Origin of the sequence: Spirillospora sp. NPDC052242 (assembly GCF_040679555.1) — a bacterium.
In the GTDB taxonomy this organism is placed as follows: Bacteria; Actinomycetota; Actinomycetes; order Streptosporangiales; family Streptosporangiaceae; genus Spirillospora.
In genome coordinates this window covers 1-15,758 of sequence record NZ_JBFAUZ010000008.1, presented here as the reverse complement: position 1 = coordinate 15,758, position 15,758 = coordinate 1, and the positions used below count along the sequence as shown (strand labels likewise).

The 15,758-nt window shown below is 73.5% G+C and carries 12 protein-coding genes; 8 read left to right on the top strand and 4 right to left on the bottom strand.

Annotated features, from left to right (window positions below):
* The first annotated feature begins 38 nt into the window (after positions 1 to 38).
* Positions 39 to 1,334 (top strand): FAD-binding oxidoreductase, encoded by a 1,296-nt coding sequence (locus AB0L25_RS08475; protein ID WP_500169979.1) that lies wholly within the window; start codon positions 39 to 41, stop codon positions 1,332 to 1,334.
* A gap of 42 nt (positions 1,335 to 1,376) precedes the next feature.
* Here AB0L25_RS08475 and AB0L25_RS08470 read toward each other — a convergent pair whose 3' ends face one another.
* The gene (locus AB0L25_RS08470; protein WP_075894742.1) at positions 1,377 to 1,763 is read right to left on the bottom strand and encodes a DUF5319 domain-containing protein; all 387 of its coding nucleotides are present in this window, start codon (positions 1,761 to 1,763) and stop codon (positions 1,377 to 1,379) included.
* Positions 1,764 to 2,006: 243 nt separating this feature from the next.
* Here AB0L25_RS08470 and guaB point away from each other — a divergent pair, with 243 nt between their 5' ends.
* From guaB to glpD, 3 genes are all read left to right on the top strand, one after another.
* Positions 2,007 to 3,503 carry an IMP dehydrogenase gene (guaB, locus tag AB0L25_RS08465; protein WP_500169977.1) on the top strand — a complete coding sequence of 499 codons (1,497 nt, stop codon included), beginning with the start codon at positions 2,007 to 2,009 and terminating at the stop codon, positions 3,501 to 3,503.
* 117 nt (positions 3,504 to 3,620) lie between these two features.
* On the top strand, positions 3,621 to 4,733 hold the full coding sequence (locus AB0L25_RS08460) for a GuaB3 family IMP dehydrogenase-related protein (RefSeq protein WP_500170279.1): 1,113 nt from the start codon (positions 3,621 to 3,623) through the stop codon (positions 4,731 to 4,733).
* A 178-nt stretch (positions 4,734 to 4,911) separates the two neighbouring features.
* Positions 4,912 to 6,651, top strand: a complete 1,740-nt coding sequence (gene glpD / locus AB0L25_RS08455; protein WP_500169975.1) for a glycerol-3-phosphate dehydrogenase — start codon at positions 4,912 to 4,914, stop codon at positions 6,649 to 6,651.
* Positions 6,652 to 6,675: 24 nt separating this feature from the next.
* Here glpD and AB0L25_RS08450 read toward each other — a convergent pair whose 3' ends face one another.
* Positions 6,676 to 7,386 carry a TetR/AcrR family transcriptional regulator gene (locus AB0L25_RS08450; protein ID WP_500169973.1) on the bottom strand — a complete coding sequence of 237 codons (711 nt, stop codon included), beginning with the start codon at positions 7,384 to 7,386 and terminating at the stop codon, positions 6,676 to 6,678.
* A gap of 216 nt (positions 7,387 to 7,602) precedes the next feature.
* Here AB0L25_RS08450 and AB0L25_RS08445 point away from each other — a divergent pair, with 216 nt between their 5' ends.
* The 3 genes from AB0L25_RS08445 to AB0L25_RS08435 are packed head-to-tail and all read left to right on the top strand — an operon-like array spanning position 7,603 to position 11,759.
* Complete coding sequence (locus tag AB0L25_RS08445) at positions 7,603 to 9,183, top strand: succinic semialdehyde dehydrogenase (RefSeq protein ID WP_500169972.1); 1,581 nt, start codon at positions 7,603 to 7,605, stop codon at positions 9,181 to 9,183.
* 8 nt (positions 9,184 to 9,191) lie between these two features.
* Entirely contained in the window at positions 9,192 to 10,958 is a 1,767-nt protein-coding gene (locus tag AB0L25_RS08440; RefSeq protein ID WP_500169970.1) for an FAD-dependent oxidoreductase, read from the top strand.
* 60 nt (positions 10,959 to 11,018) lie between these two features.
* Positions 11,019 to 11,759, top strand: coding sequence for a DNA alkylation repair protein (locus AB0L25_RS08435; protein ID WP_500169968.1), 741 nt, complete (start codon positions 11,019 to 11,021; stop codon positions 11,757 to 11,759).
* On the opposite strand, the gene AB0L25_RS08430 is transcribed toward AB0L25_RS08435, so the two are convergent.
* On the bottom strand, positions 11,747 to 12,745 hold the full coding sequence (locus AB0L25_RS08430) for a zinc metalloprotease (protein ID WP_500169966.1): 999 nt from the start codon (positions 12,743 to 12,745) through the stop codon (positions 11,747 to 11,749). The two genes, AB0L25_RS08435 and AB0L25_RS08430, sit on opposite strands and share 13 nt — an antisense overlap.
* A 273-nt stretch (positions 12,746 to 13,018) precedes the next feature.
* Here AB0L25_RS08430 and guaA point away from each other — a divergent pair, with 273 nt between their 5' ends.
* On the top strand, positions 13,019 to 14,587 hold the full coding sequence (guaA, locus tag AB0L25_RS08425) for a glutamine-hydrolyzing GMP synthase (protein WP_500169964.1): 1,569 nt from the start codon (positions 13,019 to 13,021) through the stop codon (positions 14,585 to 14,587).
* 13 nt (positions 14,588 to 14,600) lie between these two features.
* Here guaA and AB0L25_RS08420 read toward each other — a convergent pair whose 3' ends face one another.
* Positions 14,601 to 15,638 (bottom strand): hypothetical protein, encoded by a 1,038-nt coding sequence (locus tag AB0L25_RS08420; protein WP_500169963.1) that lies wholly within the window; start codon positions 15,636 to 15,638, stop codon positions 14,601 to 14,603.
* Positions 15,639 to 15,758: the final 120 nt, after the last annotated feature.

Here is a 15,758-nt window from a genome sequence, read left to right as displayed (position 1 = left end):
CATAACTGGACACCAAAAATCCAGAATCGAGGCCGACCATGAACGACCTGCGCTCCGCCGTCCGAGGCCGCGTCCTGCTCCCCGGCGACCCCGGCTTCGACGCGGCCCGCCGCCCGTGGAACCTCGCCGTCGACCAGCCCGCCGCCGCCGTCGTCGAGGCCGCCGACGCCGCCGACGTCGCCGCGCTCGTCCGGTACGCCCGCGCCGCCGGGCGCACGATCACGACGCAGCCCGGCGGGCACGGCGCCACCGGACGCACCGACGGCGCGATCCTCCTGCGCACCGGACGCCTCGACGGCCTGCACGTCGACCCGTCCGCCAGGCGCGCCCGCGCCGAGGCCGGCGTCCAGTGGGGCCGCGTGCAGGCCGCCGCCGCGCCGCACGGCCTCACCGGCCTGCCCGGCAGCTCGCCCGTCGTCAGCGTCACCGGCTACACCCTCGGCGGCGGCCTCAGCTGGTTCGGCCGCGCCCACGGCTGGGCCGCCGACTCCGTCAGCGCGTTCGACATCGTCGACGCCACCGGCACGCCCCGCCGCGTCACCCCCGGCGACGACCTCTTCTGGGCCCTGCGCGGCGGAGGCGGCGACTTCGCGATCGTCACCGCCGTCGAGTTCGACCTGCACCCCGCCCCCGCCCTGTACGGCGGCCGGATCATGTGGAGCGCCGACCGCGCCCCCGACGTCCTCGCCGCCTACCGGGAGATCACCGCCGCCGCGCCCGACCGCCTCACCGCCTGGCTCGACCTCCTGCACTTCCCCGGCTCCGACCCCCTCGTCGCCGTCGACGTCACCCACCTCGGCGACGCCGCCGAGGCCCGCGACCTCCTGCGCCCCCTCGACGCCGCCGGCGCCCCGCTCTCCGACGGCCGCCACCCCATGACGCCGTCCGAACTCGGCCCGATCACCGCCGAACCCACCGACCCCGGCGCCGGCCTCTCCCGCGGCGAACTCCTCACCGACCTCGACGACCTCGCCGCCAAGACCCTCCTCGACCCGATCGCCCCGCTCATGAGCGTGCAGATCCGGCACCTCGGCGGCGCGTTCGCCCGTCCGTCAGACGGGCCGCACGGCCCCCTGCACGAGCCCTACGCGCTGTACCTGTTCGGGGTGCCCACCGGGCCCGAGTCGTCCGCCGCCATCACCGCGAAGCAGCGCGCCATCGCCGAATCGCTCGCCCCGCGCCTGTCCGGCCGCAAGCCCTTCACGTACCTGAACCCCGCGGAGACGGCCGCGGACGCCTTCGCTCCCGCGGCCCTCGCCCGCCTGCGGTCCGTCAAGCGGGCCCACGACCCGAACGGAGTCTTCCGCAGCAACCACCCCGTCCTCCCGGAGTGACGCCGAGGGTCCCGACCGCGCGGGCCGGGGCGGGAGGGGGTGTCAGTCGTCGCGGCCCTCTTCGCTGTCGATGACGCCGTCGACGTAGCCGCGGGCGTACTCCCAGGAGACGTAGTCGACCGGGTCGGGGGACAGGGCCGGCTCGTGGACGCGGGGGAGGCCCTCGTCGAGGAGGTGGCGCAGGTTGCCGTGCAGGAGGTCCCAGTCGATGTAGTGCGGCTTGCCGCAGTCGCCGCAGTCGACGGTGAGCCCGCGGACGCCCAGGGGTTCGAGGAGGGCGCGGAAGACCTCGAGGTCGGCGAGGTCGGCGAGGACGTCCTCGCGTTCGGTCACGCTGAGCGGGGCGGTGTCCTCGCCCGGGTCGCCGAGCGACGCCGCCGGGTCGTCCGGGTCTCCGGCGAACGGGTCGAGCGGAGCGTCGTCGTGCACACTCCCACGCTACTGCCAGACGCCCGGTGAGGTGCACCCCCCGGTGGGCGGTGCGTCGAAACGATCGGAGGGTGGGGTGGTATGTGGGGGAATGTCGGGGCGGGGGGCGGTTGTTGGTCGGTGTCATCAAGCCCACTCGGGGACCGTCCCGAACCGCCCCTCGTGGTGCGGACGCACGCCCTACCATGGGTACAGGGTCGCCCTGACCTGGCCGGACACCGCCACCACGATCGGAAGGTCGCAATGAACCCCGCCGCCGAGCCCGCCAAATTCCTCCCGCAGGGCCTCACCTTCGACGACGTCCTGCTGCTCCCCGGGTACTCCGACCTGCAGCCGGGCGAGGCCGACACGACGACGCGGCTGACCCGCGAGATCTCGCTGCGGATCCCGCTGCTGTCGGCGGCGATGGACACGGTGACCGAGGCCCGGACGGCGGTCGCGATGGCGCGGCAGGGCGGCATCGGGGTGCTGCACCGGAACATGCCGATCGAGGAGCAGGCCGACCAGGCCGACCGGGTGAAGCGGTCCGAGGCCGGGATGATCACCAAGCCGGTGACGTGCCTGCCGGACGCCACCCTCGCCGACGTCGAGGAGCTGTGCGCCCGCTACCGGATCTCCGGGGTGCCGGTCACCGACGTGCGGGGCGTGCTGGTCGGCATCGTCACCAACCGGGACATGCGGTTCGAGTCCGACCCGTCGCGTCCGGTGCGCGAGGTCATGACGCCGATGCCGCTGGTCACCGCGCCGGTGGACGTGACGCGGGACCAGGCGTTCGCGCTGCTGGCGGGCAACAAGGTCGAGAAGCTGCCGCTGGTCGACGGCGAGGGTCGGCTCAAGGGCCTCATCACCACCAAGGACTTCACCAAGAGCGAGAAGTACCCGAACTCGACCAAGGACGCGGACGGACGCCTGCTGGTGGCGGCGGCCGTGGGCGTCGGCGAGGACGCGGTGAAGCGGGCGCGCGCGCTCGTCGAGGCGGGCACGGACGTGATCATCGTCGACACCGCGCACGGGCACTCGAAGGGCGTCGCCGACACGATCGCGGCGATCAAGGGCGGGTCGCGGGTGCAGATCGTCGGCGGCAACGTCGCGACCTACGCGGGCGCGAAGCTGCTGGTCGAGGCCGGGGTGGACGCCGTCAAGGTCGGCGTCGGACCGGGGTCGATCTGCACCACGCGGATCATCGCGGGCGTCGGCGTCCCGCAGCTGACGGCGATCTTCGAGGCGGCGCGGGCGGCGAAGGAGGCGGGCGTCCCGGTGATCGGGGACGGCGGTATCCAGTACTCCGGCGACATCGCGAAGGCGATCGTCGCGGGCGCCGACACGGTGATGCTCGGCAGCCTGCTGGCGGGCATCGAGGAGTCGCCGGGCGAGCTGATCTTCGTGCACGGCAAGCAGTACAAGTCGTACCGGGGCATGGGGTCGCTGGGCGCGATGCGCAACCGGGAGCGGGGCGGCTCGTTCTCCAAGGACCGGTACGCGCAGGCCGACGTGAACAGCGAGGAGAAGCTGATCCCGGAGGGCGTCGAGGGGCAGGTGCCGTACCGGGGGCCGCTCGCGAACGTCGCGCACCAGCTCGTCGGCGGGCTGCACCAGTCGATGTGGTACGCCGGGACCCGGACGATCCCCGAGCTGCAGGAACGCGGGCAGCTCATGCGGATCAGCCCGGCGGGGCTGCGGGAGAGCCACCCGCACGACATCCAGATGACGGTCGAGGCGCCGAACTACCAGGGACGCTGACCCGAGGGGGCGTCCTGGCCCTGTCCTGGGCTGACGTAAGCTCTTCCGGGGCTCGTTTCCGCAGCGGGAACGCCCTGGACGTCCCGTGACCAGAGGAAGGGCGCAGTGGCCGCAGACGTGGAGATCGGCGCCGGCAAGAGCGGCCGGCGGGCGTACGCCTTCGACGACATCGGCATCGTGCCGTCCCGCCGGACGCGCGATCCGGAGGAGGTCAGCGTCGCCTGGCAGATCGACGCCTACCGGTTCGAGATGCCGCTGGTCGTGGCGCCGATGGACAGCGTCGTCAGCCCGGCCACCGCGATCGCGGTGGGGCGGCTCGGCGGGCTCGCCGTGCTCGACCTCGAGGGCCTGTGGACGCGGTACGAGAACCCGGAGCCGCTGCTCGCCGAGATCGCGTCGCTGGACGACGCCCGCGCCACCCGGCGGCTCCAGGACATCTACAACGAGCCGATCAAGGCGGAGCTGATCGGCCGCCGGATCGAGGAGGTCCGGGAGGCGGGGGTGACGGTCGCGGCGCGGCTGTCGCCGCAGCGCACCGCGCAGTTCCACCGGACGGTGATCGACGCGGGCGTCGACCTGTTCGTCATCCGCGGCACCACGGTGTCGGCGGAGCACGTGTCGGGACGCGCGGAGCCGCTGAACCTCAAGCAGTTCATCTACGACCTGGACGTCCCCGTCATCGTGGGCGGCTGCTCCACGTACACGGCGGCCCTGCACCTGATGCGGACGGGCGCCGCGGGCGTCCTCGTGGGGTTCGGCGGCGGTTCGGGGCACACGACCCGCACGGTGCTGGGCGTCGCGGTGCCGATGGCGACGGCCGTCGCGGACGTCGCGGCGGCGCGGCGCGACTACCTGGACGAGTCGGGCGGCCGGTACGTGCACGTGATCGCGGACGGCGGCATGGTGAACAGCGGCGACATCGCGAAGGCGTTCGCGTGCGGGTCGGACGCGGTGATGGTGGGTTCGCCGTTCGCGCGGGCCACCGAGGCGCCGGGGCGCGGCTACCACTGGGGCAGCGAGGCGCACCACCCGGACATCCCGCGCGGCACCCGGCTGGAGGTCGGGACGATCGGGACGATGGAGCAGATCCTGCACGGCCCGTCGCACGTCGCGGACGGGTCGATGAACCTGATCGGCGCGCTGCGCCGCGCGATGGCGACGTCCGGGTACACGGAGCTGAAGGAGTTCCAGCGGGTGCAGGTCGTCGTGGCCCCGCGCCACGCCGACTGACCCGACTGACGCCTCCGAGCGCGTTCCGGAAGCCCCGGGCCCGTACGGGTCCGGGGCTTCCGCGCGTCCGCCGAACTGAGACCAGACACACCAGGGGAATCGGCGGATTCCGGGGTAGGTCCGTACCTACTGTGGGGTAGGTATCTGGCGTAACCGATCCGTGTGGGGGGAATCTGCGATGACGGGATCACCGATGACCGGCTTGGGCAGCTCGCGGCTGGGTCCCGCCGAGCGGGCCACCGCCCTCGACCGCATGGCGCGCGAGGAGTTCGACGTGGTCGTGGTCGGCGGCGGCATCGTGGGCGCCGGCGCGGCGCTGGACGCGGCGACGCGGGGGCTGTCGGTCGCGGTGGTCGAGGCGCGGGACTTCGCGTCCGGGACGTCGTCGCGTTCGTCGAAGCTGATCCACGGGGGCCTGCGGTACCTGGAGCAGTACAACTTCGACCTGGTCCGCGAGGCGCTGACCGAGCGCAGCCTGCTCCTGCAGATGATCGCGCCGCACCTGGTGCGGCCCGTCCCGTTCCTCCTGCCGACGACCCACCGCGTGTGGGAGCGGGCGTACTTCGGGGCGGGCGTGGCGCTGTACGACGCGCTCGCGTTCCAGATGGGCAGCACGCGGGGTGTCCCGCACCACCGGCACCTGACCCGGAAGGGCGCGCTGCGGCTGGCGCCGTCGCTGCGCAAGGACTCGTTCACCGGGGCGATCCAGCTGTGGGACGCGCAGGTGGACGACGCCCGGTTCGTCATGATGGCGCTGCGGACGGCCGCGGAGTACGGCGCGCAGATCGCGTCGCGCGTCCAGTGCGTCGGGTTCCTGCGGGAGGGGGAGCGCGTCACCGGGCTGCGGGTCCGCGACCTGGAGGCGAACACGACGGCGGAGGTCCGCGCGAAGCAGGTCGTGAACGCGACCGGGGTGTGGACGGACGACATCCAGGAGCTGGTGGGCGGTCGCGGGCAGATCCACGTGAAGGCGTCCAAGGGCATCCACCTGGTGGTGCCGAAGGACCGCATCCACTCGTCCACGGGCATCCTGCTGCGCACGGAGAAGTCGGTGCTGTTCGTGATCCCGTGGGGGCGGCACTGGATCATCGGGACGACCGACACCGCGTGGGACCTCGACAGGGCGCACCCGGCGGCGTCCCAGGCCGACATCGACTACGTGCTCGAACACGTCAACGCCGTCCTGACCACGCCGCTCACGCACGACGACGTGGAGGGCGTGTACGCGGGGCTGCGCCCGCTGCTCACGGGGGAGACGGACGAGACGTCGAAGTTGTCGCGCGAGCACGTGGTGGCGCACCCGGTGCCGGGGCTGGTCCTGGTCGCGGGCGGGAAGTACACGACGTACCGGGTGATGGCGAAGGACGCGATCGACGCGGTGGCGCACGGGCTGGACGGCAAGGTCGCCGAGTCGTGCACGGACCGGATCCCGCTGGTCGGCGGGGACGGCTTCCAGGCGATGTGGAACGCGCGGCACCGGCTGGCGAGCCGGTCGGGGCTGCACGTGGCGCGCATCGAGCACCTGCTGCGCCGGTACGGCACGCTGGTGGACGATCTGCTGCGGCTGATCGCGGAGAAGCCCGACCTGGGCAAGCCGCTGACGGGCGCGGACGACTACCTGCGCGCGGAGGTCGTCTACGCCGCGTCGCACGAGGGCGCCCGGCACATCAACGACGTCCTGGCGCGCCGGACCCGGATCTCGATCGAGACGTGGGACCGCGGCGTCGGCGTCGCGCAGGAGGCCGCCGACCTGCTGGCGCCGGTGCTCGGCTGGTCGAAGAAGCAGCGCGACCGGGAGATCGAGTACTACCGCAAGCGGGTGGAGGCGGAGCGCGCGTCGCAGACGCAGATCGACGACCAGGAGGCCGACGCGCACCGCCGCGGCGCCCCCGACATCGTCCCGACCGCCACCCCGTAGCCGGGCGCCGCGCCCCCGGCCCGGTCAGGGCGCGTCGGTCAGGGCGCCGGTGCTCTCGGCCGCCTCCGGGCGGACGAGCGCGCGGGCGGTCTCGTAGAGGCCGGCGGGCACCCGGGCCGGGTCGAGGAGGTGCTGGAACGCGAGGCCGACGTCGAGCGCGACGGCGAGCGCGGCGCGGTCGTCCGGGGCGATGCCGTCGCATTCGGGCAGGTCGCGGGCCAGCAGGGCGCGGCGCTCGGCGTACCAGTCGGCGATCCGCCAGCCCGCGGCGTAGTCGCGCATGCCGTAGAGCCAGAACTCGACGAGGAGGAGGGCGATGCGGCGGGCGCCGTCCGGCGGTTCGGGGGACGGACGGGCGCGCCCGGCGCGGCCGCCCGCGTCCGGTTCGGGCGGGACGGGCGGGGGGTCGTCGGGGTCGCCGGGGGTGAGGTCGTCGCGGAGTTCGGTGCCGAGGCGGTCGCTGGTGAAGCGTTCCAGCAGGGCGAGCAGCAGGTCGGTCTTGCCGGTGAAGTTCGAGTAGACGGCGCCCTTGGTGAGCCCGGCGGCCGCGGCGACGTCGTCGAGGGAGGCGCCGTGGATGCCGTGTTCGGCCCACAGGCGTTCGGCGGCGGCGAGGAGGGCCTCGCGGGTCTGCTCGCGGCGCTCGCGCCGGGCGGCGGGGCCGCCGCCGGCCCGGTGCCGCGGGGCGCCGTTCGCGGTGCCCGCGGACGGGTCGTCGCCGTGGGCGTCGGTCATGGAGGGGTTCCCTTCGCGTGGGGGGCGCGTCGGCTTGGTCTTCGTCGGTTCTTTCTTCGTCGGTTCGGCCTTTTCGGAATACACCGGTCGAGCATGGTCAGTCCGGGAGTTGCGGAAGTCCGCGCCGGTTGGAACGGTCCGTTCGGGTGGGCGGCGGGTGAAATCGTCGTTACTTGCGGGTAGCAAAAATGGCCGGGCGGTCATACCCTCTTCTGCATGGCATCTCCGACGGTCCGTGCCGACGGTGCGGCAGCGCACGAACTCCCCCCGAACCTTCTCGACCGGCTGGTCGCGCGCGTGGCGTCGGACGGCGCCGAGTCGGCGACGATCCCGGCCCCCTTCACCGGCAAGCCGCTGGCGACCGTCCCGCTGTCCACGGCGGACGACGTCCGCCGCGCGCACGAGCGGGCCCGCGCGGCGCAGCGCGCGTGGGCGGCGCTTCCCGTCCGCGAGCGGGTCAAGCCGTTCCTGCGGCTCGCGGACGCGCTGGTGGCGCGGCGGGAGGAGATCCTCGACGTCATCCAGCTCGAGACCGGGAAGGCCCGGCGGCACGCGCTGGAGGAGTTCCTCGACGTGGCGCTGTGCTCGCTGTACTACGCGCGGCGCGCCGGGAAGCTGCTGAAGCCGCAGCGCAGGCAGGGCATGATGCCGGGGCTGACCCGCGTCCAGGAGATGCGGCACCCGAAGGGCGTCGTCGCGCTGATCGCCCCGTGGAACTACCCGTTCGCGCTCGGCGCCAGCGACATCGCGCCCGCGATCATGGCCGGGAACGCGGTCGTCCACAAGCCCGACACCCAGACGTGCCTGTCCAGCCTGTGGGTGCTCGACCTGCTGGTCGAGCTGGGCCTGCCGGAGGACGTGTGGCAGATCGTCGTCGGCGACCCGGCGGAGATCGGCGACCCGCTGATCGGCGAGGCCGACTACGTGTCGTTCACCGGCTCCACCCGCGGCGGCAAGGCCATCGCGGAGAAGGTCGCGCCGCGCCTGGTCGGGTACTCGCTGGAGCTCGGCGGCAAGAACCCGATGATCGTCATGGCGGACGCCGACGTCGAGCGGACCGCGCGGGGCGCCCTGCGGGCCTGCTTCACCAACGCGGGCCAGCTGTGCATCTCCATCGAGCGCATGTACGTGCACGAGGACGTCTACGACCGGTTCGTCCCCCGGCTCGCCGAGCTGGTCAAGGGCATGAAGCTCGGCACCGGGCTCGACTTCGACGCCGAGATGGGCTCGCTGACGTACGAGCGGCAGCTCGAGGCCGTCACCGAGCACGTGGACCAGGCCGTCGAGGCGGGCGCGACCGTTCTCGCGGGCGGCAAGGCCCGCCCGGACGTCGGCCCCCTGTTCTACGAGCCGACGCTGCTCACCGACGTCACCACCGACATGGACCTGTGCGCCAACGAGACGTTCGGCCCGGTCGTGTCGATCTACAAGTACCGGGACGAGGACGAGGTCGTCGAGCGCGCCAACGACACCCCGTACGGGCTCAACGCGTCGATCTGGACGAAGAACGTCGCCGCGGGCCGCCGCCTCGCCGCCCGCATCCAGGCGGGCACCGTCAACATCAACGACGGGTACGGCGCCGCGTACGCGTCCTACGACTCGCCGATGGGCGGCATGAAGCAGTCCGGGGTCGGCCGCCGGCACGGCGCCGAGGGCCTGCTCAAGTTCACCGAGGTCCAGACGATCGCCAGCCAGCACTACATGAACCTCGAGCCGCCCGGCAACATCGGCTACGACACCTTCGCCGGGGTCATGGCGAACGGGATCAAGCTGATGAAGAAGCTTCGGATCAAGTAGGGGCGCGAGTGAAGCACGACGGCGCGAACCGGGATTACGACGTCCTGGTCATCGGGTCGGGGTTCGGCGGCAGCGTCACCGCGCTGCGGCTGACGGAGAAGGGCTACAAGGTCGGGGTGATCGAGGCGGGCCGCCGCTTCGACACGAACCCGTCCGGGGCGCCCGGCTCCCGCTACCCCGAACTGCCGAAGACGAACTGGCGCGTCGCCCGCTACCTGTGGGCGCCCGCGCTCGGCCTCACCGGCATCCAGCGGCTGCACCTCATCCGCGGGACGAAGCAGAGCCGCGTCCTCGTCATGGCGGGGGCGGGCGTCGGCGGCGGGTCGCTCAACTACGCCAACACCCTGTACGTGCCGCCGGAGCCGTTCTTCAAGGACCGGCAGTGGGCGCACATCACCGACTGGCAGGACGAGCTCGCCCCCCACTACGAGCAGGCCCGGCGGATGCTGGGCGTCGTGCAGAACACCACGACGACCGCCGCCGACGAGGTGATCCGCCGGGTCGCCGACCGGATGGGCAAGGGCCACACGTTCGTCAAGACGCCCGTCGGCGTCTTCTTCGGGCGCGGCGCCGGGATCGAGAGCGCCGACCCCTACTTCGGCGGCGCCGGACCGCGCCGCCGCGGCTGCCTCGAGTGCGGCGAGTGCATGGTCGGCTGCCGGCACGGCGCCAAGAACATGCTCACCGAGAACTACCTGTACCTCGCCGAGAAGGCCGGGGCCCGGGTGATGCCGCTCAGCCGCGTCACGCAGGTCGCTCCCATGGAGGGCGGCGGCTACGCGGTCGAGATCGTCCGGACCGGCTCGTTCGGCCGCAACCGCAAGACCCTCACCGCCGAGCAGGTCGTGTTCGCCGCCGGGACCTACGGCACCCAGAAACTCCTGCACAAGCTCAAGTCGACCGGACGGCTGCCGCGCGTCTCCGACCGGCTCGGCGCCCTCACCCGCACCAACTCCGAGGCGATCCTCGGCGGCGGACGGCCGAACGGCAAGGCGGGCCCCGACTACTCCAAGGGCGTCGCGATCACCTCGTCGTTCCACCCCGCCCCGGACACGCACATCGAACCCGTCCGGTACGGGCGCGGCTCGAACCTGCTCGCCGGCCTGCAGACGATCCTCGTCGACGGCGACCGGCCCGGCGAACCGCACGTCCCGCGCGTCCGCAAGTTCGTCCGCGCGGCCGCCCGCCGGCCCCGCGACCTGCTGCAGCTGTTCGACGTCCGGCACTGGTCCGAGCGGACCGTCATCGCGCTCGTCATGCAGACCCGCGACAACTCGATCACCCTGTCGCCGAAGAAGGGCCCGTTCGGCTGGGACGTCCGCGCCACCACCGGGCACGGCGAGCCCAACCCGACGTGGATCCCGGAGGGGCACGAGGCGACCCGGCTGATCGGCGAGGAGGTCGGCGGCATCGCCGGCGGCACCTGGGGCGACCTGTTCGACGTCCCGATGACCGCGCACTTCCTCGGCGGCTGCGCGATCGGCGACTCGCCCGCCACCGGCGTCATCGACCCCTACCACCGCCTCTACGGGCACCCCGGCCTGCACGTCGTCGACGGCTCGGCCGTCTCGGCGAACCTCGGTGTCAACCCGTCCCTGACGATCACCGCGCAGGCCGAGCGCGCCATGTCGCTGTGGCCGAACCGGGGCGAGCCCGACCCGCGCCCCGAACTCGGCGACGCCTACCGCCGCATCGACGCCGTCGCGCCGAAGAACCCGGTCGTCCCGGCGGACGCGCCCGCCGCGCTGCGGCTGCCGATCGTGGACGTGCGCTGACCGCGTTCGCTGTCACACGAGCGAGGCCGGACGTCCGACCTCGGGCGTAGCGTGGCGCGCATGGACGTCGAAGGGGAGGTCGCGCGGATCCTCGCGGAGCTGCGCGACCAGGCCGACCCGGTCCGGGCGGAGAGCGAGCGGCGGTACCTGCGGAGCGCGTTCGCCCACATCGGCGTGCCGGTCCCGGTGCTCCGCAAGATCGCCGTGTCGGCCGTCCGGAGGCCGCCCTCCCGCGACGACCTGCTCGCCCTCGCCGCCGCCCTCTGGACGGTCGAGGACGCGGGACGGCCGGTGCACGAGGCCCGCATGGCGGCCGTCGAGGTGCTGGTCAAGCGGGTCGCGCTCCTCGACGCCCGCGACGTCGCGGTCGCCGAACGGATGATCCGCGACTCGTCCAGCTGGGTGTACGTCGACAACCTCGCCGAACGCATCGTGGGCGCGCTCGTCCTGCGGACGCCCGGCCTCGCCCCCGTCCTGGACGCCTGGGCGGCCGACCCCTGCATGTGGATCCGGCGGTCGGCGCTGCTCGCGCTGCTGCCCGGCGTCCGGACGGGCGTGCCCGACCTCGCCCGCATCGACCGGTTCGGCGGCGCGCTCGTCGGCGAGACGGGGTTCTTCATCCGCAAGGCCCTCGGCTGGGTGCTGCGCGAGCACTCGAAGAAGGACCCGGCGTGGGTCGTGCGGTGGGTGGAGGCGCACATCGGGGAGGTCTCGGGCGTGACGTTCCGCGAGGCCGTCCGCCGCCTGCCGGACGGCGACGCCGCCCGGCTCGCGGACGCCTGCAAGGCTCAGCGCCGGTAGGCCGCCCACACCTTGTGCATGCGGTCGCCCTGCCCCCGGGTGAACGACGACATGCAGGTGTCGTAGCTGTAGTTCATGAAGTTGTGGATCGGGTCGTCGCCGGGCTGCGGGCAGGTGTCCTTGCCCTCCGGGCACCCGTTGGACGGGTCGCGCTCCGCCGGGGTGTCCGCCACCCGGTCGCCCTCGCCGCCGCAGCCGTCCTGGAACGTGTGGTACAGCCCGAGCCAGTGCCCCACCTCGTGCGTCGCGCTGAACCCGCGGTTGAACCGGTCGATGTGACCGCCCGGCATGCTGCCGTAGTGGATCGTGACGCCGTCCATCTTCGGGTCGTCCCGGTACTTCCACGGGAACGTCGACCAGCCGAGCAGGTCGCCCTCGACGTACGCGCTGTACAGGTTCAGCGTGCCCTTGCCGCCCCTGCGCAGCCGCGGCTTGTACGACCCCTCGTACTGCTCCGGGTACCGGAACCAGTCCGCGTTGTCGGACCGGGTGATGCCGCGCAGCCGGAACGACACGTCGGTGTCGTCGCCGCCGTACCGGCCCCCGTAGGCGTCGTTCATCACCTTGATCTGCCGCTTGACCTCGGCGTTCGACACGTTGCCGCGCGACCCGTCGTGCAGGACGTGGAAGTACACGGGCACGGTGAACTGCTTCGCCGCCCGGCGCTCCGCCGCGTTCGCCTCCTGCGGCTTCTTCGGGCCGAGCGTCAGCCCGAGCCCGTCCAGGATCCGGTCGAGGTCCGACTCGACGGACGCCGACTCCGCCGGGCTCAGCTCCGCGTGGCCCTCGTGCCCGCCGTGCTCACCGTGCTCCCCGTGCCCGCCGTGCCCGTCCGGGCCGGGCCGCAGCCGCGCCGCCGCCGGCGGGCAGTCGTCCCGGACGGCCTCGCGCTGCCCGGCCGCGAGCCCCGCCGGAGCGGCGGCCGGGACGGCGGGGACGGCGGGGACCAGGGCGGCGAGCAGGGCGGCGGTGGTCAGCAGCTTCACGGCACTCCTACAGGGGCGGACGCGGACGGGCGACACGCGAACACAGGGCGTCATCAACAGGTATCAGAGCGAAGTCATGGTGCGCGTGTGATCCAGGTAAACGGATGCCGACCGTTACCGCCCGCATCCCGGCCGTCATCCGCCCCCGCGCTCGCCCGTCCGCGGGCACGGGGGCCGGGCCGGGCCGGGCGCGGCGTGCGGCCGCGGGCATCAGCGCAGGCCGGGGCCCGTAGACTGGGAAGTCCTTCCGGCCGTGGGAAAGGCGTTTTGTTGGTGGCCGCAGACCAGTCCTTCGACACCGTTCTCGTCGTCGACTTCGGCGCGCAGTACGCGCAGCTCATCGCGCGACGCGTCCGCGAATGTCACGTGTTCAGCGAGATCGTGCCGTCCACGATGCCCGCCGCGGAGATGCTCGCGAAGCGGCCCAAGGCGATCATCCTGTCCGGCGGGCCCGCCTCCGTCTACGAGGACGGCGCCCCCGCCGTGCCCGACGGCCTGTTCGACCTCGGCGTCCCCACCTTCGGGATCTGCTACGGCCACCAGGTGATGGCCCGCGCCCTCGGCGGCACCGTCGAGAACTCGCACGTCGCCGAGTACGGCGGCGCGACCGTCGCCGTCACGGCGCCCGGCATGCTGTTCGCCGGGCTGCCCGCCGAGCAGGCCGTCTGGATGTCGCACCGCGACTTCGTCAGCCGCGCCCCCGACGGGTTCACCGTCACCGCCAGCACCGACGTCACCCCGGTCGCCGGCATGGAGGACCGCGAGCGCGGGTTCTTCGGCGTCCAGTTCCACCCCGAGGTGCTGCACACCGAGCACGGGATGGAGATCCTGCGCCGGTTCCTCTACGAGGGCGCCGGCTGCCGGCCGAGCTGGACGATGGTCAACATCGCCGAGGAGTCGATCGAGACCGTCCGGGCGCAGGTCGGCGGCAAGCGCGCGATCTGCGCGCTGTCGGGCGGCGTCGACTCGGCGGTCGCGGGCGCGCTCGTCCAGCGCGCCATCGGCGACCAGCTCACCTGCGTGTTCGTCGACCACGGGCTGCTGCGCAAGGGCGAGGCCGAGCAGGTCGAGAAGGACTTCGTCGCCGCGACCGGCGTGAACCTGCACGTCGTCGACGCGCAGGACCGCTTCCTCGCGGCCCTCGACGGCGTCTGCGACCCGGAGCAGAAGCGCAAGATCATCGGCCGCGAGTTCATCCGCGTGTTCGAGGAGGCCGCGCGCGAGATCGTCGGCGAGGACGCCCCGGAACCGGTCGAGTTCCTCGTGCAGGGCACCCTCTACCCGGACGTCGTCGAGTCCGGCGGCGGCACCGGCGCGGCGAACATCAAGTCGCACCACAACGTCGGCGGCCTCCCCGAAGACCTCCAGTTCAAGCTGGTCGAGCCGCTCCGCACCCTGTTCAAGGACGAGGTCCGGGCGCTCGGGGAGCAGCTCGGGCTGCCCCCCGAGATGGTGTGGCGGCAGCCGTTCCCCGGCCCCGGCCTCGCCATCCGCATCGTCGGCGCCGTCACCCGCGAGCGCCTGGAGATCCTGCGCGACGCCGACGCGATCGCCCGCGAGGAGCTCACCCGCGCCGGGCTCGACCGCGACGTCTGGCAGTTCCCGGTCGTCCTGCTGGCCGACGTCCGCTCGGTCGGCGTCCAGGGCGACGGCCGCACCTACGGGCACCCGATCGTGCTGCGGCCGGTGACCAGCGAGGACGCCATGACGGCCGACTGGGCGCGGCTGCCCTACGACCTCCTGCAGCGGATCTCCACGCGGATCACCAACGAGGTCCGCGAGATCAACCGCGTCACCGTCGACATCACCTCCAAGCCCCCGGGCACCATCGAGTGGGAGTGACCCCCGGGCGGGCTCAGTCCCGCCGGGGGCGGGCGGCGCGCGCCCAGGCGTCCAGCAGCCGGGCCGCCGAGCCGCCGACCGGGCCCACCGCGTCGGCGAGCACGTCGCGGGCGGGGAGCCGGGCGGCGGTGACGGCCGGGACGGCGTCGGCCGCGTCGCCGATCGTGGCGGAGCACACCGACAGCAGGTAGTCCGGGACGGACAGGGCCGGGTCGGTGCAGCCCACCACGGGCGTGCCGACGGCCGTGATCAGCGGGAAGATCGTGCCCGGGATGCCGATCGCCGCCTCCGCGCGGGCGGACGCCCGCAGCGTGGGGACGTCGCTGATCTCGTAGTCCTCCCACAGCGAGCGGTCCTCGCGCGGGTGCAGACCGACGAGGATCCGCTTGCCCGCCTGCCGCAGCCGCTCGGTCGCCGCGAGCAGCAGCTCGGTGCCGGGCGCCGCGCCGCCCGTCTCGTCCGACCGGGTGACGCTCGTGATGACGAGCACCAGGCCGGGTTCGGGCCGCCGCACGGGCAGGTCGTCCGTCTGCGGCGAGCCCACGACGCGGACGCGGCGGCGGGTGCCGAGGTACCCGGCGAACGACCGGGCCTCGGCCGGGGAGGACGAGGTGACCAGGCGCAGCCCGCGCCGGACGCGGTCGGCCCCGGGCGCCTCGTCCGGCCCGAGGTAGGCGAGGGAACTCGCCGCGCGGGGCAGCCGCCCGAACCTCCACGCGCACTCCAGCGGCCAGTCGTCCGCGCCCGTCACCACCAGGAGGTCGGCGCGCGGCGCGTCCCGCGGCGTCGCCACCGGGACGGTCTCGTCCGGCCCGATCCCGGACATGTCGGGGACGAGCTGGGTGAGGCGGACGCCGCGCCGCGCGGCCTCGGCGAGCAGCGGGCGGACGTGGTAGGTGCCCCAGGGCTCGTTGGTCGCGATGAGGACGTGCGGGCGGGGCCGGGGGCGCGGGGCGGCGTCGGCGGGGGCGGCGAGGGCGAGCGTCCCGGCGGTGCCGAGCGCGCCGGTCAGTACCGCGCGGCGGCCGAGGGTTCCTTGATCGTTCGTCACGTCCGTGACCGTAGAGGCCCAGGTGGGACGGCGAGTGAACGGCTCGGGCGCCGAACCCGGCGCCCCCGGCGAGCACCGCCCCGACATCGTCGCCGTCGGCGACTGCGCCGCCTGGTGGTC